General features: G+C 45.7%; 23 protein-coding genes and 1 rRNA gene. All 24 read left to right on the top strand.

Annotated features, from left to right (window positions below; translation table 11 throughout):
* The first annotated feature begins 7 nt into the window (after positions 1–7).
* The 24 genes from rrf (at position 8) to rplA (ending at position 21,885) form a co-directional block, all read left to right on the top strand.
* Positions 8–124 (top strand): 5S ribosomal RNA (gene rrf / locus WA407_RS24080).
* A gap of 163 nt (positions 125–287) precedes the next feature.
* Entirely contained in the window at positions 288–1,475 is a 1,188-nt protein-coding gene (locus tag WA407_RS24075; protein WP_235306435.1) for a GNAT family N-acetyltransferase, read from the top strand.
* 528 nt (positions 1,476–2,003) lie between these two features.
* Positions 2,004–2,468 (top strand): CtsR family transcriptional regulator, encoded by a 465-nt coding sequence (locus WA407_RS24070; RefSeq protein WP_013312188.1) that lies wholly within the window; start codon positions 2,004–2,006, stop codon positions 2,466–2,468.
* A gap of 69 nt (positions 2,469–2,537) precedes the next feature.
* Complete coding sequence (locus WA407_RS24065; protein ID WP_023990574.1) at positions 2,538–3,062, top strand: UvrB/UvrC motif-containing protein; 525 nt, start codon at positions 2,538–2,540, stop codon at positions 3,060–3,062.
* A 28-nt stretch (positions 3,063–3,090) separates the two neighbouring features.
* Positions 3,091–4,155, top strand: coding sequence for a protein arginine kinase (locus WA407_RS24060; RefSeq protein ID WP_039274956.1), 1,065 nt, complete (start codon positions 3,091–3,093; stop codon positions 4,153–4,155).
* 44 nt (positions 4,156–4,199) lie between these two features.
* On the top strand, positions 4,200–6,644 hold the full coding sequence (gene clpC / locus WA407_RS24055) for an ATP-dependent protease ATP-binding subunit ClpC (protein WP_023990572.1): 2,445 nt from the start codon (positions 4,200–4,202) through the stop codon (positions 6,642–6,644).
* A 241-nt stretch (positions 6,645–6,885) separates the two neighbouring features.
* Positions 6,886–8,259, top strand: coding sequence for a DNA repair protein RadA (gene radA / locus WA407_RS24050; protein WP_013312184.1), 1,374 nt, complete (start codon positions 6,886–6,888; stop codon positions 8,257–8,259).
* Positions 8,260–8,271: 12 nt separating this feature from the next.
* On the top strand, positions 8,272–9,348 hold the full coding sequence (disA, locus tag WA407_RS24045; RefSeq protein ID WP_013312183.1) for a DNA integrity scanning diadenylate cyclase DisA: 1,077 nt from the start codon (positions 8,272–8,274) through the stop codon (positions 9,346–9,348).
* Positions 9,349–9,402: 54 nt separating this feature from the next.
* On the top strand, positions 9,403–10,149 hold the full coding sequence (gene pssA / locus WA407_RS24040; RefSeq protein ID WP_025723803.1) for a CDP-diacylglycerol--serine O-phosphatidyltransferase: 747 nt from the start codon (positions 9,403–9,405) through the stop codon (positions 10,147–10,149).
* Between the two features lie 193 nt (positions 10,150–10,342).
* The gene (locus tag WA407_RS24035) at positions 10,343–11,428 is read left to right on the top strand and encodes a PIN/TRAM domain-containing protein (protein WP_039274953.1); all 1,086 of its coding nucleotides are present in this window, start codon (positions 10,343–10,345) and stop codon (positions 11,426–11,428) included.
* Between the two features lie 69 nt (positions 11,429–11,497).
* On the top strand, positions 11,498–12,196 hold the full coding sequence (gene ispD, locus WA407_RS24030) for a 2-C-methyl-D-erythritol 4-phosphate cytidylyltransferase (RefSeq protein WP_336078569.1): 699 nt from the start codon (positions 11,498–11,500) through the stop codon (positions 12,194–12,196).
* Positions 12,193–12,669 (top strand): 2-C-methyl-D-erythritol 2,4-cyclodiphosphate synthase, encoded by a 477-nt coding sequence (gene ispF / locus WA407_RS24025; protein ID WP_025723806.1) that lies wholly within the window; start codon positions 12,193–12,195, stop codon positions 12,667–12,669. Before ispD ends, ispF begins: the two co-directional genes overlap by 4 nt.
* Positions 12,670–12,708: 39 nt before the next feature.
* Positions 12,709–14,169: a glutamate--tRNA ligase gene (gene gltX / locus WA407_RS24020; RefSeq protein WP_061831390.1), complete on the top strand. Its 1,461-nt coding sequence runs from the start codon at positions 12,709–12,711 to the stop codon at positions 14,167–14,169.
* A 486-nt stretch (positions 14,170–14,655) separates the two neighbouring features.
* Complete coding sequence (cysE, locus tag WA407_RS24015) at positions 14,656–15,336, top strand: serine O-acetyltransferase (protein ID WP_061831391.1); 681 nt, start codon at positions 14,656–14,658, stop codon at positions 15,334–15,336.
* Between the two features lie 24 nt (positions 15,337–15,360).
* Positions 15,361–16,764 (top strand): cysteine--tRNA ligase, encoded by a 1,404-nt coding sequence (gene cysS / locus WA407_RS24010; RefSeq protein ID WP_235306430.1) that lies wholly within the window; start codon positions 15,361–15,363, stop codon positions 16,762–16,764.
* Positions 16,761–17,219: a Mini-ribonuclease 3 gene (locus WA407_RS24005; RefSeq protein ID WP_336078568.1), complete on the top strand. Its 459-nt coding sequence runs from the start codon at positions 16,761–16,763 to the stop codon at positions 17,217–17,219. Before cysS ends, WA407_RS24005 begins: the two co-directional genes overlap by 4 nt.
* Before the next feature lie 55 nt (positions 17,220–17,274).
* Positions 17,275–18,021: a 23S rRNA (guanosine(2251)-2'-O)-methyltransferase RlmB gene (gene rlmB / locus WA407_RS24000; protein ID WP_013312173.1), complete on the top strand. Its 747-nt coding sequence runs from the start codon at positions 17,275–17,277 to the stop codon at positions 18,019–18,021.
* Positions 18,022–18,025: 4 nt separating this feature from the next.
* Positions 18,026–18,547 (top strand): NYN domain-containing protein, encoded by a 522-nt coding sequence (locus tag WA407_RS23995; protein WP_235306429.1) that lies wholly within the window; start codon positions 18,026–18,028, stop codon positions 18,545–18,547.
* 162 nt (positions 18,548–18,709) lie between these two features.
* Positions 18,710–19,354 carry an RNA polymerase sporulation sigma factor SigH gene (gene sigH, locus WA407_RS23990; protein WP_016324748.1) on the top strand — a complete coding sequence of 215 codons (645 nt, stop codon included), beginning with the start codon at positions 18,710–18,712 and terminating at the stop codon, positions 19,352–19,354.
* 334 nt (positions 19,355–19,688) lie between these two features.
* Positions 19,689–19,838 (top strand): 50S ribosomal protein L33, encoded by a 150-nt coding sequence (gene rpmG / locus WA407_RS23985; protein WP_023990562.1) that lies wholly within the window; start codon positions 19,689–19,691, stop codon positions 19,836–19,838.
* A gap of 20 nt (positions 19,839–19,858) precedes the next feature.
* Positions 19,859–20,050, top strand: coding sequence for a preprotein translocase subunit SecE (gene secE, locus WA407_RS23980; RefSeq protein WP_013312170.1), 192 nt, complete (start codon positions 19,859–19,861; stop codon positions 20,048–20,050).
* A 22-nt stretch (positions 20,051–20,072) separates the two neighbouring features.
* Complete coding sequence (gene nusG / locus WA407_RS23975; protein WP_007432596.1) at positions 20,073–20,606, top strand: transcription termination/antitermination protein NusG; 534 nt, start codon at positions 20,073–20,075, stop codon at positions 20,604–20,606.
* Positions 20,607–20,679: 73 nt separating this feature from the next.
* Entirely contained in the window at positions 20,680–21,105 is a 426-nt protein-coding gene (gene rplK / locus WA407_RS23970; RefSeq protein ID WP_007432595.1) for a 50S ribosomal protein L11, read from the top strand.
* An 87-nt stretch (positions 21,106–21,192) separates the two neighbouring features.
* On the top strand, positions 21,193–21,885 hold the full coding sequence (rplA, locus tag WA407_RS23965; protein WP_235306428.1) for a 50S ribosomal protein L1: 693 nt from the start codon (positions 21,193–21,195) through the stop codon (positions 21,883–21,885).
* Positions 21,886–21,897: the final 12 nt, after the last annotated feature.

The following is a 21,897-nucleotide window of genomic DNA, read 5'->3' as shown; positions in this document are numbered from 1 at the left end:
ATTCATGTTTGGTGGCGATAGCGGAGGGGTTCCACACGTACCCATCCCGAACACGACCGTTAAGCCCTCCAGCGCCGATGGTACTTGGACCGCAGGGTCCTGGGAGAGTAGGACGTCGCCAAGCAAAAGTGAAAAGGATGATAATCTCAATGAGATTATCATCCTTTTTTTGTGCGTTTTTAGATGACCACCTGTTTCTAAGGTTGACAGAGAGAATGGGGTTTGCCACACTCTAAGTGTGTAATCTTTTTATGGATGCCCAAGTATACAAGCGAGGTGACGAAGTTATGGAGATCAGACAATTACAACGTAAGGAATTTGAAGCGGCTATTGAATTATCCCAATATGCTTTTCAGTTTACAATGTCCCAGGAAGACTTGGAAAAATCCAAGAAGAAATTCAAACCTGAGCAAACATGGGGAATATTCGACGGACATGACTTGAATGCTAAACTGACTTTGTTACCGCTACAGGTATACATAAACGGTCAGGTTTTTGATATGGGAGGCATTGCTGGTGTGGCAACATGGCCAGAAAAGCGTCGCGGAGGCATGGTTTCACGTTTGTTGACGCATGCGCTTGAAGAGATGAAGTCTGCGGGACAAAGCCTTTCTTTTCTGCATCCCTTCTCCTTTGCCTTCTATCGTAAATTTGGATGGGAAACGTATATTGAATACAAAAAGTACGTCATTCCCATTGATAAATTCCCTGCAAAACTTAAAACAGAAGGTACAGTCAAACGCGATGTCAAAGATATTTTAGCACTGGACCAAGTGTATCAAGCGTTTGCATCTCGTTATAATGGCACACTGGTACGAGATAAGGAATGGTGGCAAGAGCGGATTTTAAATGAGAACTATCGAACTGCGGTATATTACTCAGAAACAGGCGATCCTCAGGGATATGCACTGTACAAAATTGAAGATAAACAATTCAATTGTGATGAGTTGGTTTATGAAAATGAGACGGCCCGTCAGGCTTTATGGACTTATTTTGCAAATCATGACTCCATGATAACCCATGGTAAATTTATTTACGTTCCAGCAGATGACAATCTGCCATTTTTACTTGATGATCCGCGAATTCAACAGGAGACCGTGCCTTATTTTATGGGCCGTATTGTGGATGCAGCTGCTTTTGTAGAAAGATACCCTTTTGAGCAGGTTGGAGAGGTAACACGTTTAACCTTAAATCTGACTGATCGGTATGCACCATGGAATGAAGGAGTATGGAGATTAACAATTACTACGGAAGGGAAAGGTCATCTGGTGAGAGTGGATACAAGCAATTCATCTGAAAACGCTATGGTATCTGACTTGAAACTTGGGATTCAGTCACTGACGACTCTGATGCTTGGCTACCAGCAGGCTGATGATCTGTATAAGTGGGGGCGTATTGAAGGGGGCAGTGAATCTGTGTCTGCGCTTAAACGTGTAATACCAGTAAAACAAACGTTTTTATTAGATTTTTTCTGATAAAGGCCCATTTAGATCTTCTTATGTTCCGTTTTTCAGGGAATATGTGTGATTATTATAATTTTCAAAACTCTTTCTGTAATTGGGAAGAGTTTTTTATGGTATTGTATAAAACATAATTAGATTGCGAAAAATGGTATTGACCCCTTGGCAAAAATGAATAATGTGCTATAATATGAATATAGTCAAAGAAAGTCAAAGTCAATCAAACCTCCTGAGATTCTGTAGAAGTATTTTGGTGGGCCGTATAAAGTAATTTTGATAGCAAAGAAGCAAACGAGGATCGAAATGATTTGCGTATAGTTAGGAACTGCCTTTTATGAAAATAAGAGAAGTGTATGACTAATCGCAAATAAAGGCCACACTAGAGACAAAACGGTACAATTCAAATGAATGTAGAACAGGCAACAGCCTGAATACAGCTTAGATTCGTGACTTTACCGTTTGGTTAAGTTCAATATACGGCGGACTCTGTGGAGCGTGAAATGTACTTGAATACTTGCGTTTCCGTTAGTGGAGGATGATGAAATGCGCAATGTTTCCGATATTATTGAACAATATTTAAAGAGTATATTGCTGGAAAGTCCCCAAGGTTTAGTGGAGATTCAGCGCAATGATCTGGCTGACCGCTTTTCCTGCGTGCCGTCGCAAATTAATTATGTAATTAGCACCCGGTTTACGCTGGAAAAAGGCTATGTGGTGGAAAGTAAACGCGGTGGCGGGGGCTACATTCGTATTCAGCGAATTCAGCTGCCTGCACAGCATGCCATCCATACACATCTTCATCAGAGCATCGGGGAGGAAATAAGCCAATCGGCAGCAGAAGGACTGATTTATCAGTTAGAGGAGGCCCATTTTTTAAGCAAAAGGGAAGCTAATCTAATGAAGGCTGCCTTATCGAGGGATACATTATTACTGAAGCTTCCCTATCGTGATCAACTGCGAGCAAGATTGCTTAAGGCTATGCTGATCTCGTTGCTGGCGACCAAATAGTGTGTGAAAAGAGACTAACGTTTGGATGTAGGGATTGGTATAAATCCTGACATTAAAGGAGGTGCTTTTATGCTGTGCCAAGAATGTAATATGCGGCCGGCAACTTTGCATTTCACCAAAATTGTGAATGGCGAAAAGACAGAGTTTCATATTTGTGAGACGTGTGCCAAGGAAAAAGGGGAGATGATCCCTGGAACACCTAACGGCTTTTCGATTCATAGCTTGTTGTCGGGGATGCTGGATTTTGACTCCAGTACAAAGAGCCAGTCTCCAGGCCACAGTGGTCCGCAAAACCTGCAATGCAAGGATTGTGGCATGACCTATGCACAGTTTAGTAAGCTGGGACGTTTCGGATGCCCGTCGTGCTATCAATACTTTGATAGTCGTCTGGACCCTCTGTTCAAGCGTGTGCATGGCAGTACGAATCATGTTGGTAAAGTTCCAGTTCGCACTGGAGGTCGCCTGAAGGTTAAACGGCAAATTGACGATTTGAAAAAAGAGATGCAACAGCATATTGTACAGGAAGAATTTGAATCAGCTGCTGAGCTTAGGGATCAAATCAGAGAGCTTGAAAAAGAAATGACTGAAGAGTAAAGTTTGTGAAGAGTAGGAGGGATGCGTAATGCCCAATATTCGGTTTACGGAGAAGCCGCTAAGTGACTGGATGCGTGGTGATGCTGCGGATTCGGAGATTGTCATTAGCAGCCGGGTGAGAATTGCGCGTAACTTGCAGCATCTGCCTTTTCCCATGCTTGCTACCAATCAGCAGTCGGAAGAAGCACTTCAACGCTTAACGGATATCCTTCAGTATGATGATTTAGGTGGTTTTGGTACTTTTCATACATTGAAAATATCCGAGTTGGATGAGATCGACAAGCGGGTGCTGGTTGAGAAGCATTTGATTAGTCCTAATTTGGCGAACGAATCTCGTAACGGTGCTGTTTTAATTAGCGATGATGAATCGGTTAGTGTTATGATAAACGAAGAGGATCATCTGCGTATCCAGTGCTTATATCCGGGATGTCAGGTTAGGGAAGCTTGGGAACGCGCTATGATTATTGATGATGCATTTGAAGCGCATGTTGATTATGCATTTGATGATCGGAGAGGTTTTCTGACCAGTTGTCCGACGAATGTCGGCACAGGTATGAGAGCTTCGGTGATGATGCATTTGCCCGCATTAGTCATGACTCATCAAATCAATCGTATATTGTCTGCTGTTTCACAGGTAGGTCTAACGGTTCGCGGCATTTACGGTGAAGGCAGCGAAGCTGTTGGAAACTTGTTTCAAGTGTCTAATCAGATTACACTAGGACAAACCGAAGCGGAAATTATAGAGAATCTACATGGCGTGGTGCTACAAATTATTGAGCACGAGCGTTCTGCCAGAGAACGGCTAATGAATGAATCTATGCTGCGAATTACAGATCGGGTGATGCGTTCATTCGGTATTTTGTCATATGCAGCAGTATTGGATTCCAAGGAGGCTGCACAGCGGCTGTCCGATGTGCGTCTTGGCGTAGATTTAGGAATTTTGGAGCGTCCTTCCACCGCAGCGATGAATGAGCTGAATGTGATGACACAACCCGGGTTCCTGCAAAAAAGCTTTGGGGATAAAATGAATACCGAAGAGCGCGATATGTACCGGGCGAAGCTGATCCGGCAAAAATTAGGCACAACCCTTTAATATATAGAATGATCTGAAATACACACTGTGGAGGTGCAGGATATATGATGTTTGGAAGATTTACGGAACGTGCACAGAAAGTGCTTGCTTTGGCTCAGGAAGAAGCTGTTCGATTGGGACACAACAACATTGGCACAGAGCACATTTTGCTAGGCCTCATTCGTGAAGGTGAAGGAATAGCAGCGAAAGCCTTAATCGGTTTAGGACTGGGACTGGAAAAAATCCAGGATGAAGTGGAAACGCTGATTGGACGCGGTCAAGAGCAACCGACGAACATTGCCTATACTCCACGCGCCAAAAAAGTCATCGAACTGTCTATGGATGAAGCCCGCAAACTGGGCCATACCTATGTAGGTACAGAACATATTTTGCTTGGTCTTATTCGTGAAGGCGAAGGCGTAGCAGCACGTGTACTGAATAACCTGGGCATTAGCCTGAACAAAGCGCGTCAGCAAGTGCTTCAATTACTCGGTAGCAGCGAGGCTGTTTCCAGCCATCACGGTGCTCCAGCTAATGTCAGCACGCCAACTCTGGACAGTCTGGCACGCGATCTGACGGCATCTGCGAAGGAAAACAACCTGGACCCTGTTATTGGGCGTAGCAAGGAAATCGAACGCGTAATTCAGGTGCTCAGCCGCCGTACAAAGAACAATCCGGTTCTGATTGGTGAGCCTGGGGTAGGTAAAACGGCGATTGCCGAAGGATTGGCCCAAAAAATCATAGCGAATGAGATTCCCGAAACGTTGCGCGACAAGCGCGTAATGACACTGGATATGGGTTCTGTGGTAGCAGGCACCAAGTATCGTGGTGAATTCGAGGATCGTTTGAAAAAAATTATGGACGAGATTCGTCAAGCGGGTAATATCGTGTTGTTCATTGATGAGCTGCATACGCTGATTGGTGCTGGTGGAGCAGAAGGCGCAATTGATGCGTCCAACATCCTGAAACCTGCTCTGGCACGTGGCGAGCTGCAATGCATCGGTGCGACCACGCTGGATGAATACCGCAAATATATTGAGAAAGATGCTGCTTTGGAGCGTCGTTTTCAACCAATTACAGTGGATCAACCTTCTCCAGAAGAGGCGATTCAAATCTTGTATGGTCTGCGTGACCGTTACGAAGCGCATCACCGTGTAAAGATCACAGATGAGGCTATTGAAGCGGCCGTAAAATTGTCAGATCGTTATATCACCGACCGCTTCCTGCCAGATAAGGCTATTGACCTTATTGATGAGGCGGGCTCCAAAGTAAGGCTGAATTCTTACACTGTACCGCCAAACCTGAAACAGCTGGAAAACCGTCTGGAAGATATCCGTAAGGAAAAGGATTCAGCGGTACAAAGTCAGGAGTTTGAAAAAGCGGCAGCGCTGCGTGATACAGAGCAAAAAATCCGTGAAGAGTTAGACGTGACGAAAAACCAATGGAAAGAACAACAGGGTCGTACAGATTCCGAAGTTACCCCAGAGGATATCGCTCAAGTCGTTGCAATCTGGACAGGTGTTCCAGTCAGCAAGCTGAAAGAGGAAGAAACACACCGCTTGTTGAATATGGAAGAGTTGCTGCATGAGCGGGTAATTGGACAGGATGAAGCAGTTAAGGCAGTAAGCCGGGCGATTCGCCGGGCACGTGCCGGACTGAAAGATCCGAAGCGTCCAATTGGTTCCTTTATTTTCCTCGGTCCAACTGGGGTTGGTAAAACAGAGTTGGCACGTGCTTTGGCTGAATCCATGTTTGGAGATGAAAATGCGGTTATCCGTATCGATATGTCCGAATATATGGAGAAACACTCCACGTCCCGTCTGGTAGGAGCGCCTCCAGGGTACGTTGGATATGAAGAAGGCGGTCAACTGACTGAGAAGGTACGTCGTAAGCCATACTCTGTTGTGTTGCTGGATGAAATTGAAAAAGCACACCCAGAAGTATTCAATATTCTTCTGCAAGTGCTGGAAGATGGTCGTCTGACAGATTCCAAAGGTCGTGTCGTTGATTTCCGTAATACACTCATCATCTTAACATCTAATGTTGGTGCACAGGCGATTAAACGTAACTCCACGCTTGGTTTTACAGCTGTAGTGGACGCTGGAGCGGATTACGATAATATGAAGGGCAAAGTGATGGATGAGCTGAAGAAAAGCTTCCGTCCTGAGTTCTTGAACCGGATTGATGAAATTATCGTTTTCCATTCTCTCGAAGAAAAACATATTGCCGAAATTGTGTCACTCATGTCTGAAGAGCTGCGTAAGCGCCTGAATGAGTATGAGGTGGACTTCGAGTTGACAGACAACGCTAAAAAATTCCTTGCCAAGGAAGGCTTTGATCCAGCGTATGGTGCGCGTCCATTGCGTCGTGCAATCCAGAAGCATATTGAAGATCGCCTGTCCGAGGAACTGTTGACTGGCAACATTACTAAAGGTGACTCACTCTTCATTGATGAGGAGAACGGTGCATTGACTGTAACCAAAAAGGATAATGTATCTGCCAAGTCCTAAAGCAGTTTACTAAATAAGATAGCAGAAAAGGGTGTCTCGCAAGCTGGAAAGCTATTGCGAAGACACCCTTTTTGTGTATAAAACACGGTGAAAAGGTTGGGTAAATGCTTTGGGAAAGTTTGTGATATTGCTTTACGTCCGCCAAGCTTCAATGGTAAACTTTTATTGTTACAGCTCTTTCTGGGTTGTATGAACATAAATTTGACATCATCGTCGTCAATAAGGAGCCAGGGAACAAAGTATGGCTAAAGTGAAAACTAAATTTTCCTGTACGGAATGTGGTTATGAATCGCCCAAATGGTACGGAAAATGTCCTGGATGCCAGGCATGGAATTCCATGGTCGAAGAAACGGAAAGCGTTGTAAAAACTCAAGGAATGGGGTCTTCCCTTCTTACTCATAGCACAAAAGACAAGCCACTCCCTATTATAGAGGTGGAGAGTGGCAAAGAAACACGAATTTTGACGGGAATTGGCGAATTGAATCGAGTACTCGGTGGAGGTGTGGTGCCGGGTTCACTCGTTTTGGTGGGCGGTGATCCGGGAATCGGTAAATCTACGCTCATGCTGCAAACATCTAATGAACTGGCTTTAACTGGTTTAAAGGTGCTGTACGTGTCTGGTGAGGAATCTGTCCGTCAAACGAAACTCCGTGCAGATCGGCTTGGTGCCTTGTCCCCCAGCCTATACGTATTATGTGAGACGAATTTGGAGACGATTGAAGAAGCGGTGGACAGCTTGAAGCCGGAGTTTTTGGTCATCGACTCGATACAGACTGTATATTTGCCTGAGGTGACGAGTGCACCAGGTAGTGTGGCTCAGGTGCGGGAGTGTACTTCACGCTTTATGCGAATTGCCAAGGGGCTAGGTATTGCTACGGTATTGGTAGGACATGTGACCAAGGAAGGGGCCATTGCAGGTCCGCGTTTGTTGGAGCATATGGTTGATTGTGTACTTTATTTTGAAGGAGAGCGTCACCATACGTATCGGCTTTTGCGTGCAGTTAAAAATCGTTTCGGTTCTACAAATGAAATTGGTATTTTTGAAATGGCTGAAAGCGGTTTGCGTGAGGTGTCGAATCCTTCTGAACTTTTCCTGTCTGAACGACCACTGGGTGTGGCAGGTTCTACTGTTGTAGCCAGTATGGAAGGAACCCGACCTGTATTGGTTGAACTGCAAGCATTGATTGCAGCTACACATTTTCCCTCTCCACGCCGAATGGGCACAGGAGTCGACCATCATCGAATGGGATTAATCATAGCCGTGCTAGAAAAGCGGATGGGCATGTTTTTGCAAAACCAGGACGCTTATCTCAACGTAGCCGGAGGCGTGAAGTTGGATGAACCGGCGGTGGATTTGGCTATAGCTGTGAGTATTGCTTCCAGCTTTAGAGATGCTCCTACAAAGCCGTATGATGTGATTTTTGGCGAGGTGGGACTGACAGGTGAGGTGCGCGCGGTATCCCGAGCAGAACAGCGAGTACGAGAAGCGGAGAAGCTAGGTTTCAAACGGGTGATCATGCCGGAGAAAAGCTTGAAGGGCTGGACACATCCGAAAGGGATACAAATTATAGGAGTAGGAACGGTGGCAGATGCACTGGCAGCCGCATTAGATTAGGGGGCATTGAGAATGAAAGAAGCGAGCCAACTGGATAAAATGAACGATTTGCTGCGGCTTGTGGCACCGGGAACTCCCTTTCGCGACGGGTTGGAAAACGTTTTGCGTGCCAAAACGGGTGCTCTTCTGGTCGTTGGCTATAGCCCAGAAGTTATGGAAGTCGTGGATGGCGGTTTCTCCATCAATTGTGATTTTTCACCGAACTATTTGTATGAATTGGCTAAAATGGACGGCGCAATCATATTGAGCGAGGATTTAAAACGAATTTTATATGCCAATACGCAACTGATTCCGGACTCCTCCATTTCTTCAATTGAGACGGGAATTCGGCACCGGACAGCAGAACGAGTTGCAAAGCAGACTGGCAAATTAGTTGTGTCTATTTCCCAACGGCGTAATATTATTACCTTGTATCAGGGGACATTACGGTATGCGCTCAAGGAAATCGGAGTTATTTTAACGAAAGCCAATCAGGCTATTCAGACATTAGAAAAATATAGATCCGTGTTGGGGCAAGCCTCTACGAATTTGACAGCATCTGAATTTGAAGAGCTGGTTACCATGCCGGAAGTCGTTAATGTCATCCAGCGGATCGAAATGGTGCTGCGCATCAAAATGGAAATCAAACGATTTATTAACGAGCTCGGAAATGAGGGCCGTCTGATTAGTATGCAGATGGAAGAGCTTGTCAGCAACATTGAGGAAGAAGCTTGGTTGCTGTATAAGGATTATGCCAAAGACGATAGCGACGAGAAGATTCGTGAAATTATATTGGGACTCAAACGTTCTACGGACGATGAATTGTTGGATGTGAATCATATTGTACGTTTACTAGGCTACCCTTCTTCAGCTGCGACATCAGAGGAGTATATTGCTGCACGTGGCTACCGGGTACTGAACAAGATACCGCGTTTGCCGAATGTGATTATTCATAATCTGGTGGAGCGGTTTGGACGTTTTCCACATGTCATCACAGCAACGATAGAAGAATTGGATGAAGTGGATGGTATTGGAGAGGTTCGTGCGCGTACGATTAAAGAAGGTCTTAAACGTTTGCAGGAACAAGTTTTCATTGACAGGCAAATGTAAATGTAATACAGTGAAAGGATTATAATGGAACAATTCATACATTGAGGTGAAGAGATGATTACCAAATCAATTCCGAACATGTGTACCTTAGGTAACTTGTTTCTCGGAATGATCGCCATTTTATTGGCTGTAGACGGAAAATACAGTCTTGCCGCTATTATGGTTATTGTCGCCATGTTGTTGGACGGACTGGATGGTAGGATGGCCCGGGTCCTGAATGCCCAAAGCGAATTCGGTAAAGAACTGGACTCCTTATCAGATATGATATCTTTTGGTGTTGCTCCCGCAGTTATTATGTACATGGTTGCTTTTCATGATGCGAATTCGGCTCTCGCTTGGACGGTTACTGCCATTTTCCCGATGTGCGGAGCGTTGCGTTTGGCTCGATTTAACGTACGTCCTGGTGTACCAGGTTATTTTACGGGGTTGCCAATTCCGGCAGCAGGTGGCGTATTAGCCACTTTGTCCTTATTCCATAACGATATTTCATTGTTATACATGTCGATTGCCATGTTGCTGGTTTCTTATTTGATGGTCAGCTCCATGAGATATCCGAATTTTAAAAAGGTCGGCCTTCCGAAAAAAGCGATCTGGGTTGCTCCATGGGTCGTAATTGCAGCGGTGGTGTTGGCTGTTAAATTCCCTGACCAGCTGTCGAAGCTGATTTTTGTACCGCTGGTGCTGTATGCATTGTATGGTATGAAGCTGAACATTCGTAAGCTGTCACGCAGACGTGGACGTGATCGGGAGCGTTCCAGTCAGGAAGAACAGGACGATCAATATCGTCATTCACAGCGCTAGTATCAAGCAAGAACAAGAATAAGCATTTATTTCCTTGAATCATTTTAGGGAGATAAATGCTTTTTTTTATGCATAAAAAGTGAAAACACAGGGTTAGTTATGTGGGAAATGGATCATACTGGTAAGAGAAATGCTATGTATCCAACAAGCAGCAGACTATATGCAAAGAAAATAAAGGAGGTATAGAGACTCAATGTGGAGAAAGGCTATTTTAACTTTTACAGGATTGTGCGGAGCATGGTTTGGCTATACGTTATACCAGCGGGTAGGAGGCATTGTATCGTGGATGCCACAATGGTTGAGTGATGGGTCTTTACCGGGAATGATTGTTTGGATGATGGCGGGAGCAGTGCTATTTATGGCTGGGTGTTCATTCGCAGGGGCATCCGTGGCAAATCGATTGCAGCAGGGCATTGAAGGCTTGGTACGAATTCCGATGAACGAGATGATGGCAGGTGTGATTGGTTTAGCGGTGGGATTGACGCTTTCCTTAGCAGTTTATCCGCTTTTTTCATGGTTGGGGGCCCCGGGTCAACTTATCCAGACCGCTGTTACCGTGATATGCGGATATGTAGGACTGATGGTTGGACTAGAAAAGCGGGACGAGCTATCTTCCTTTTGGAGTTCTGGTTTTTTTGGTCGGGGAACGGGTGTAGAAGAACGCAAGCTGGAGGAACATAAAATATTGGACACCAGCGTCATTATAGATGGACGTATTGCAGATATTTGCAAGACAGGTTTTATTGAAGGAACGATTGTGATTCCTGAATTTGTGCTGGAGGAGCTTCAGCATATTGCAGATTCATCAGATTTACTTAAGCGTAATCGTGGACGCCGGGGGCTGGATATTTTGAATAAAATCCAAAAAGAGCTGGATGTGAATGTGCTCATTTACGAAGGTGATTTTGAGGAAATTTCAGAGGTCGACAGTAAGCTGGTCAAGCTGGCAAAGGTGTTGCAGGGTAAAGTTGTAACTAATGATTTTAACCTGAATAAAGTATGCGAACTGCAAGGTGTATCGGTGCTGAATATTAACGATTTGGCCAATGCAGTGAAGCCTGTCGTATTGCCCGGTGAGGAAATTATGGTGCAGATTATTAAAGACGGCAAGGAGCATGGGCAGGGCGTAGCCTATCTGGATGATGGCACGATGATTGTTGTGGAAGGCGGACGTGACTATATTGGCTCTCTGATGGAGGTACTGGTCACGAGTGTACTTCAGACCTCTGCCGGCCGTATGATCTTTGCTAAACCAAAATTATTGGAAAAAGCTCAATAAACGCGGTATGATGAAGTAGATGTGTTATCATACGGATCGTCCAAAGCGATCAGGGCAGGAGTTATTTGAATGAACAATCGGGTAGGAGTTGTCATTGTGGCAGCAGGGCGCGGCTCCCGTATGGGGACGCAGGAGAGCAAGCAATTTCTGCTTTTGCGGGACAAGCCCATCTTCATACATACACTTGAAATATTCGCAGCTATGCCCGAAGTGGATGAAATGGTGATGGTGACTGGGACAGGAGATGTGGAACGCTGCCGAGATTGGATTCATCAATACAAAATCGGTAAAAATGTACGGGTGGTGGCTGGTGGCAATGAACGCCAGCATTCGGTTTATCGCGGTCTGCGCCACTTACAAGTGGATTGGGTGATGGTGCATGATGGTGTGCGTCCACTCATTCAACCTGAGCTTGTACGTTCATGCCTTGAGGCAGCCCAGCGTACTGGTGCTTCTGTAGCGGCAGTACCTGTAAAGGATACAGTCAAGCAAGTGAACGGGGATGGTATCATTACAGCAACGCCGGATCGCCGAAGTCTGTGGAGTATTCAAACGCCACAGACTTTTCGTCTTTCCGATCTGCTGCGAGCCTATGAGGAAGCGGAGCAGTCGGGATTCTTGGGAACAGATGATTCTATGCTGATAGAGCGGCTAGGAATTCCGGTTACTGTCGTTCAAGGCAGCTACAAGAACATCAAAATTACTACGCCTGAGGATTTGGATATGGCGGCGTTATGGGTAAAAACAGAGGGAGAGGATATCAAATGATCAGAGTGGGACAAGGATTTGACGTCCACCAGCTGGTGGAAGGAAGGCCATGCATCATCGGTGGTGTGAATATTCCGTATGAAAAAGGTTTGTTGGGCCATTCCGATGCAGACGTGCTGCTGCATGCCATTAGTGATGCTATCCTAGGCGCGCTTGGCTTGGGAGACATCGGGAAGCATTTTCCGGATAATGACCCAGAATTTAAGGATGCCGACAGTCTTAAGCTACTGGAGCATGTGTGGGGGCTAGCTAAAGAGCGAGGATATCGCTTGGGGAATATCGATTCTACGATTATCGCACAAAAGCCCAAAATGGCATCGTATATTCCGCAGATGAATGAAGTCATCGCACGGGCGCTGGAAGCAGAGGAGCTATCCCAGGTGAACGTCAAGGCGACCACGACAGAGCAACTCGGGTTTCCCGGACGGGGTGAAGGAATCGCGGCTCAATCGGTTGTCTGTCTTATCAAGTAAATGCTATCATCTTGAGTAATTCAATTTGGAGGAGATTATATGAGCACGGAAGTTCGTGTACGCTATGCACCAAGCCCTACAGGGCATCTGCACATTGGAAATGCCAGAACGGCATTATTTAATTATTTGTTTGCTCGCAATCAAGGTGGAAAATTTATTATTCGTATTGAAGACACAGATGTGAAGCGCAATATTGAGGGCGGAGAAGAAAGCCAACTTAAATATTTGAAATGGTTGGGTATGGACTGGGATGAGAGCGTAGACGTGGGAGGCGAGTTTGGACCTTATCGTCAGACGGAACGCTTGGACATATATAAAACGTACTGGCAGGATTTGCTGGATCGTGGTTTGGCTTATCGCTGTTACTGCACTGAAGAAGAGCTGGAGCGCGAGCGTGAAGAACAGACGGAACGTGGGGAGACACCACGCTATTCTGGAAAACATCGTGATCTAACAGAAGAACAGTGCCAGGCATTCGAAGCAGAGGGCCGTGTACCAAGTATTCGTTTTCGCGTACCGGAAGATCGTGAATATACGTTTGACGATATCGTTAAAGGTCAAATTACGTTTAATTCCAAGGAAAGCGGCGATTTTGTTATCGTCAAAAAGGATGGTATTCCGACATATAACTTCGCTGTAGCGGTTGACGATTATTTGATGAAAATATCGCATGTACTACGGGGCGAAGACCATGTTTCCAATACACCGCGGCAGTTGATGATCTTTGAAGCTCTCGGCTGGGAACCGCCACGCTTCGGTCATATGACGCTGATTGTAGGCGAGGATCACAAAAAGCTCAGTAAGCGTAACGAATCCATTATTCAGTTCATGGAGCAGTATGATAAGTTGGGCTATTTGCCAGAAGCTATATTCAACTTCATTGCACTACTGGGCTGGTCCCCGGAAGGCGAAGAAGAGATCTATGATCGGGAACAACTGATTTCGATTTTCGATCCTAATCGTTTGTCCAAAAGTCCAGCTGTGTTTGATACAAATAAGCTTGCTTACCTAAACAATCACTATATTAAAAAGGCTGATCCTGAGCGAATTGCCAGTATGGCGATTCCACATCTCCAGGCAGCGGGGCTGTTGCCAACTGAACTGTCTTCGGAACAACTGGATTGGGCTAAGGCCCTTGTTCGTTTATACCAGGAACAGATGACTTCTGCATCCGATATTGTAGCGTTGTCTGAGTTGTTTTTCCGTTCACATCTGGAACTGGATGCTGAAGCAGCAGCTGTATTGGCCGAAGAGCAGGTTCCTGAGGTACTTAGAGCTTTTACGGGTAAAGTTGAAACGAGCGAGGAATTTACAGCTCCACAAATGGCTAAGCTGATCAAGGAAGTTCAAAAGGAAACGGGTTTTAAGGGAAAACAACTATTCATGCCGATTCGTGTGGCTCTTACAGGCCAAACGCATGGACGAGATCTGAATGAAACCATCTTTTTGCTCGGACGTGACAAGGTACTGGATCGTCTCAAGGCACAAATTAAAGGCTGATATTTCTTGTCAATTTGTTGTCTTTTCGCTATAATGACTCCATTGATACGGATTGATATTTACGTGTAAAGGCTGCGAACAGGAGAAGTACACTGCATAGGGGCATCTGCCAGAGAGGACGGTCGAGGGGAAACTCCAGGCTGAGAGCCGTCCAGATGACCTGCGGAGGAAATGCGCCTGGGAGCCGTGCGCCCGAACTTTCATTAGCGTCAAATGCTGATGTGACAAGGGCGTGCCGAGTCGTTCCCGTTACAGGACGCCAAAGACGGACTGTCTGCTTTTTATGCAGCAGATATGTTCGAAGCAGAGTGGGACCACGTTCATGCGTCTCTGCAGCTTAGGCTGCGGAGACGCTTTTTCTTTTTTATCAGACTCAGACTCGTTATAGATTGAAAAATGTCGAAGAGTGCTGGTGGATGCGAAAATTGGCGGAACGTGAAGTGTTGTGATGATGCGGCAAGGATATGAAGGGAAAAGGAGGGCGACATGTTCAGACATTTCAAATCCGACATTCAGACTGTTTTGGATAATGATCCGGCCGCCCGGAGTAAGCTGGAGGTCATTTTTACGTATTCCGGCGTTCATGCCCTTTGGGCACATCGAATCGCACATTGGTTTTATTTGCGAAACTGGTGTACTCTAGCCCGTGTTATATCCCAGGTATCAAGGTTTATGACAGGCATTGAAATTCATCCTGGCGCTCGTATCGGAAATCGGCTGTTCATTGATCATGGCATGGGAGTTGTCATCGGTGAAACCTGTGAGATTGGCGACGATGTCATATTGTATCAGGGGGTCACACTCGGCGGGACTGGGAAAGAGAAAGGGAAGCGCCATCCGACCATTGGGAATAATGTTGTTATCGGCTCGGGTGCAAAGATATTAGGCTCTTTCACGATTGGGGCACAATCCAACATTGGCTCTAACTCGGTTGTGCTCAAAGAAGTTCCACCAAACAGTACGGTGGTGGGCATCCCGGGGCGAGTTGTCAGACAGGATGGTAGGCGTCCAGACCGACTTAGTCATCAATTGCCTGATCCGGTTGTGGACTCTATGCGAGAACTTCAACGGGAAATAGAACGTTTGCGTGCAGAAATGTCTGATTTGAAGGATGGGGCATCTGCTCAGAAACATCAGGTGACCCAAGAGAATAAATTAGAAAAATGATTTTCATGAGGGAGGAACATAACAATGCCGCTTCAAATTTATAATACAATGACGAGGAGTCGGGAGCCTTTTGTGCCACTGGAGCCTGGAAAGGTTAAAATGTATGTATGCGGACCTACCGTGTATGATTACATTCATATTGGCAATGCACGACCTGTAATTGTATTTGACGTGGTGCGCAGCTACCTGGAGTACTTGGGCTATGATGTAAACTATGTGGTGAATTTTACGGATGTCGATGATAAATTAATCCGCAAAGCTCGGGAACTTGATATGGATGTTTCGGCAGTTGCTGAGAAATTTATTGCTGCCTACCATGAGGATCTGGCAGGATTGAATGTTCCTGCTGCCAGTATGAACCCTCGTGTAACAGAGAGCATGGACCTGATTATTGATTTTATTAAGGAATTGGTAGACAAGGACTATGCCTATGAGAATGATGGCGATGTGTTCTATCGAACCAAAAAGTTCAAAGATTACGGACAACTGTCAGGTCAAAATCTGGAAGAGCTTCAGTTCGGTATTCGCATCAATGTGGATGAGCGCAAGGAAAATGCTGAGGACTTTGTACTCTGGAAGGCAGCGAAACCGGGCGAAATTTATTGGTCGAGCCCTTGGGGAGATGGACGACCAGGCTGGCATATCGAATGCTCTGCTATGGCTCGCCATTATTTGGGGGATACACTGGATATTCATGGGGGCGGACAGGATCTGCAATTTCCGCATCATGAATGTGAATGCGCACAATCCGAAGTGATCACGGGTAAGCCATTATCTCGCTACTGGATGCATAACGGCTATATTCGCATAGATAATGAAAAAATGTCGAAATCACTCGGTAATGGTATTTTGGTTAAAGATTTGCGCGCTCATCACAAGCCGGAGGCTTTACGTTATTTTATGTTGTCGACGCATTATCGGAATCCTTTGAACTACAACCAAGAGACTATGAGTCAGGCAGAGAACAGTGTCGAGCGGATCGCCAATGCAGTTGCCAATGTGAAGCATCGTTTAGCTAATGCGCTGGAAGGTAATGGGGGAGTATCGACGGAACTGCAAACGAAGCTCGACGGAATTTTGCAGCAGTTTGGCGAAAAAATGAATGATGATTTCAATACACCTGATGCGATTACTGCTGTATTTGATTGGGTTAGCGAAGCAAACCATTTGTTGCAGCGAGATGTCGTACATCAGGCGGAACTACAAGCTGTATTGCATACCTTTCAATCGATGAATAACGTTCTTCGCATTTATTCGGAACCGAGTGAAGAGTTGCTGGATGACGAAATTGAGCAGTTAATTGCAGAACGTGTCGAAGCTCGTAAGACCAAAAACTGGGGTAGAGCTGACGAAATTCGCGATCTGTTGGCTGCAAAAGGTATTGTGCTTGAAGATACGGCGCAGGGTATGCGGTGGCGGCGAAAATGAGTGATAAACCACTGAACTCAGGAGCATCGGCAGGTACGGGGAACTGGTTCCCGTACCCTGCGTCCAAGCCAGCTCGTTTGATGCCTCCCATTGCACTAGCTTATATTGGTGATGCAGTGTATGAGGTAGCTGTCCGGCAATATTTGTTGGCACAACCCAACCTGCGTCCAAATCATCTGCACCGCCGAGCCACAGGGCTAGTCTCCGCCAAGGCGCAGAGTCGCATGTTGGGGCTATTGGAAAAGGTACTGACGGAAGAAGAACGCGATATTGTCCGACAAGGAAGAAATGCTAAATCAGGAAGTTTGCCTAAAAATGCTGATATGCTTGAGTATCGTCATGCCACTGCACTGGAAGGGTTAATTGGATCTCTTTATTGTGATGGACATTTGGACAGATTAAGAGAGTTGATTACGTACGGAATTGCACAGATGGAAAATACAGAAAAATCATAAATGGGAACGGACTGGATGGAACAAGCATCGGCCGTGTCCCGGGAGGAAGCTAGAGATGGAAGAAGAATGGATTGCCGGTAAGCATTCGGTAACGGAGGCATTGCGTTCAGGCAGAACGATAAATAAAATATGGATTGCGGATAATGCACAAAAACATTTGACGCTGCCGATTACAGCTGAGGCCAAAAAAGCAGGAATTATTGTCTTGCAGGTGGACAAGCGTAAGCTGGATCAAATGGTTCCGGGCATTCAGCATCAGGGAGTGGTCGCGCAAGCTGCGCCTTTTGCCTATGTTGAAGTGGAAGAATTGCTCGCCACTGCTCGTGATAAGGGAGAAGAGCCGTTTTTAATTTTGCTGGATGAGATTGAAGATCCTCATAATTTGGGCTCCATCCTTCGTACAGCGGACTGTACTGGAGCACATGGTGTTATTGTGCCGAAAAGGCGCTCTGCAGCTGTAACTGTAACAGTGTCCAAAACATCGGCAGGTGCTGTGGAGTACGTCCCGGTGGCGCGTGTAAACAATCTGGGACAAACCATTGATCGTCTTAAAGAAGAAGGTGTATGGGTAGTTGGCACGGATGTTACAGCGACAGATCCTGTCTTTGGGAATGGAGTATTCACGGGGCCAGTAGCTATTGTCATTGGTAACGAAAATAAAGGAATGGGCCGTTTGATCCGTGAAAAATGCGATGTACTCGTCAAGCTGCCAATGGCGGGGCAAATTAATTCCCTTAATGCTTCTGTAGCTGCGGGTGTTGTCATGTACGAAGTATTGCGCGGACGACAGGCACGGGGCTAACGATATGGCTGACACGCGGGATGTTCTGCTTGTGGACGGTTACAACATGATTGGAGCCTGGCCCGAACTTTCCGCACTGGTACAATCTGGTATGCAGGAAGCGAGGGACAGACTTCTTGAACGACTGGCGGATCATCAGGCGTATTCCGGCAGAAGAGTCATCGTCGTATTTGATGCTTACAGGGTGCCAGGATTAGGTAAAACTTTTGCTCAGAGCAAAGTCCAGATTTATTTTACCAGAGAAAAAGAAACTGCTGATGAGTGTATCGAGCGATTGGTTCGGGAGCTGAGCAGTAAAAGAAGAAGTATTTACGTAGCGACAAGCGATCAGGTAGAGCAACATGTCGCATTTGGACAAGGTGCACTCAGGGTGTCGGCGCGGGAATTACTGATCGAGATTGAGGAATCCGAAAGGGAAGTACAGAAGCGAATCCAGCAGGATAGTGCCAAATTGTCCCGTAACCCGCTAGATGCCAAACTGAGTCCGGAGCTTCGAAAGTTGTTTGAACGATGGAGAAGAGAATAAACCAATAATTGGGGACTACTCCATTTTGAAACCATTGACAATTTTGTTAGCGCTCTTCTTTTTTAGGTTGTTGTGGTTGACGGTATCAGGTTACATCGCGTATACTTGTCGTATATTTGAGAGAGTAACGGGTACCTTGCGTTGCAGCCGGAGGGATTGTTAGTGAGTGTGGACCTCAAGGATATCATGTTGTCAAAGTTTGATTACAAAAATGATGAAGACATTGTCGGAGCAGTCCATGAAGGTGATGGGGAAGCGCTGGAGTTTCTGATTAATAAATACCGGAACTTTGTGCGGGCCAAGGCCAGATCCTACTTCCTGATTGGCGCTGATCGCGAGGATATTATTCAGGAGGGCATGATTGGTCTCTACAAATCCATTCGTGATTTTAAGGGAGACAAGCTTGCTTCGTTCAAGGCTTTCGCCGAGTTGTGCATTACACGACAGATTATTACGGCAATTAAGACGGCTACACGACAAAAGCACATTCCTCTGAACTCTTACGTATCTCTGGACAAACCCATATATGATGAAGAGTCAGACCGCACGTTGCTCGATGTGATTTGCGGAACACAAGTAAGTGACCCTGAAGAGCTGATAATCAATCAGGAAGAGTTTGTGGGCCTTGAGGACAAGATGTCCGAGATTCTGAGCGAGCTGGAACGCAAGGTACTTATGTTGTATCTGGACGGACGTTCGTATCAGGAGATTGCAGAGGATCTTGACCGCCATGTGAAATCCATTGATAACGCGCTGCAACGGGTCAAGCGTAAACTTGAAAAGTATCTGGAAGTAAGAGATAGTTGAAAGTAGAGGCTGACAGGGAAAAGGCTCGAGTCCGAGTCTTTTTTTATTCGTTATAGGTAGGCTATGCAGGTTTATAAGTGTTACAAATGATTTATACTAAAAAAGATGAATAATAGATATCGCCTTGATTTTTGAAGCAGCTTTTCAGAGAACAGTTTTAAAGGATGCACAGATGTTAAAATGCACCACAGCCGGGACTGCGAATTGTATGCAAACATTCGTTGACATGGAAAACCCCGTGTGATAAAGTGTTTTAGGTAGGCCTAAATTCGCGGTTTTTTTTAGGATCAATTATGAGACTTCCGGTGTTGGATGTCTTCGGGAGGTGCACATCATGCGGGTAATTATTACTTTGGCTTGTACAACATGCAAACAAAGAAATTACACAACGACGAAAAACAAGCGTAATCACCCCGACCGCATGGAGATGAAGAAATTCTGTAAGTCCTGTAACGAACAGACTTCTCATCGGGAAACCAGATAGTTTTTGGAGGTGTAGTCGGCGTGAAACGCAGTTTCAAGTCTCTGTTTTCCTTTTTCTCTGAAAGCTGGGCTGAACTCAAGAAGGTTCGCTGGCCCAATCGTAAAGAACTGACCAACTATACGTTGATTGTCATAGGGACAATTGCGTTCGTCACGATTTATTTTTGGGTTCTCGATATCGGCATTTCCGCTGTGATCGAAGCGATTATCTAGGAAGGGTTCCAGGTGGCTTGATATGGAAAAAAGATGGTACGTCGTTCATACCTATTCAGGGTATGAGAACAAAGTCAAAGCCAATTTGGAAAAACGCGTTGAGTCCATGGGCATGGAAGACAAGATATTCCGTGTTCTTGTTCCTATGGAAGAAGAACTGGTAACCAAGGACGGTAAGAAAAAAACCGTTATGCGTAAAGTCTACCCTGGTTATGTCTTAGTCGAAATGGTCCAAACCGACGACTCTTGGTATGTTGTGCGCAATACACCAGGTGTTACGGGATTTGTAGGGTCGACAGGCTCGGGTTCCAAACCGACGCCATTGCTTCCAGAAGAAGTTGAACAGATTCTGAAGCATATGGGCATGGTAGAGCCGAAACCGAAGATTGAATTCGATGTTAAGGAATCCGTGCGAATTAAAGTTGGTCCTTTTGCGAATTTTGTGGGCTCCGTGGAAGAAATTTTGGTTGAGAAGAGCAAGCTTAAAGTTCACGTCAACATGTTTGGACGGGAAACCCCGCTTGAGTTGGATTATACTCAAGTGGAGAAAATATAGATTTTTCTTACAGGTTTCTTGTGGGAGGATCGATAGGTCCGTCTACCACTATTGAGTCAAGGAGGTGTCATCCATGGCAAAAAAGGTAATTAAAATGGTAAAACTGCAGATTCCTGCAGGGAAAGCTAATCCAGCGCCTCCAGTAGGTCCAGCTTTGGGTCAAGCAGGTGTCAACATCATGGCATTCTGTAAAGAGTTCAATGCTCGTACTGCTGATCAAGCAGGCCTGATTATTCCGGTTGAAATTTCGGTGTTTGAGGATCGTTCTTTTACGTTCATCACCAAAACTCCACCGGCTGCTGTTCTGTTGAAAGTTGCTGCTAAAATCGAAAAAGGTTCCGGTGAACCGAATAAAACGAAAGTTGCAACTGTAAATCGCGCTGCTGTTCGTCAAATTGCAGAGCAAAAAATGCCTGACCTTAACGCAGCTTCCGTAGAATCGGCAATGCGTATGGTTGAAGGTACTGCTCGCAGCATGGGTATCACCATCGTAGATTAATTTTATTAATCTACGTGTGCCGGCAGTTTGACTGTCCGGCAAGTGTGGGAGGAATATCCGCTAATACCACATAAGGAGGAAAACATTATGGCTAAACATGGTAAGAAGTACCTGGAAGCTGCTAAGCTGATTGACAGCGAAGTAACTTACGAGCCTTTAGAAGCCGTTGAACTGGTGAAAAAGGCTGCGACTGCTAAATTCGACGAAACCGTTGAAGCAGCAGTTCGTCTGGGCGTAGATTCCCGTAAACAAGACCAGGCTGTTCGTGGTGTTGTTGTCCTGCCGCATGGTACGGGTAAAACACAACGCGTTCTGGTATTTGCAAAAGGTGACAAAGTGAAAGAAGCGGAAGCGGCTGGCGCTGATTTTGTTGGCGATCAAGATATGATCAACAAAATCCAACAAGGCTGGTTCGAATTCGACGTCTGCGTTGCGACACCTGATATGATGAGCGAGGTTGGTAAACTGGGTCGTTTGCTCGGTGGTAAAGGTTTGATGCCTAACCCTAAAGCAGGCACAGTTACTTTCGACGTTGCCAAGGCTGTTCAAGAAATTAAAGCCGGTAAAATCGAATACCGTCTCGACAAAGCCGGTCAAATTCACGCGCCAATCGGCAAAGCTTCCTTCAGTGCTGAACAGCTGAACGAGAATCTTAAAGCCTTGGTTGAAGCCTTGAACCGTGCGAAGCCAGCGGCTGCTAAAGGTGTATACCTGAAAAACATCGCTATTTCTTCGACTATGGGACCAAGTGCACGTGTGAACGCATCTGTTTACAGATAATATTTTGATTGA

The organism is Paenibacillus sp. 203, from assembly GCF_037027525.1.
Lineage (GTDB): Bacteria > Bacillota > Bacilli > Paenibacillales > Paenibacillaceae > Paenibacillus > Paenibacillus polymyxa_B.
The sequence above is the reverse complement of the archived record's forward strand: the minus strand, read 5'-3'. Positions and strand labels throughout refer to the sequence as shown.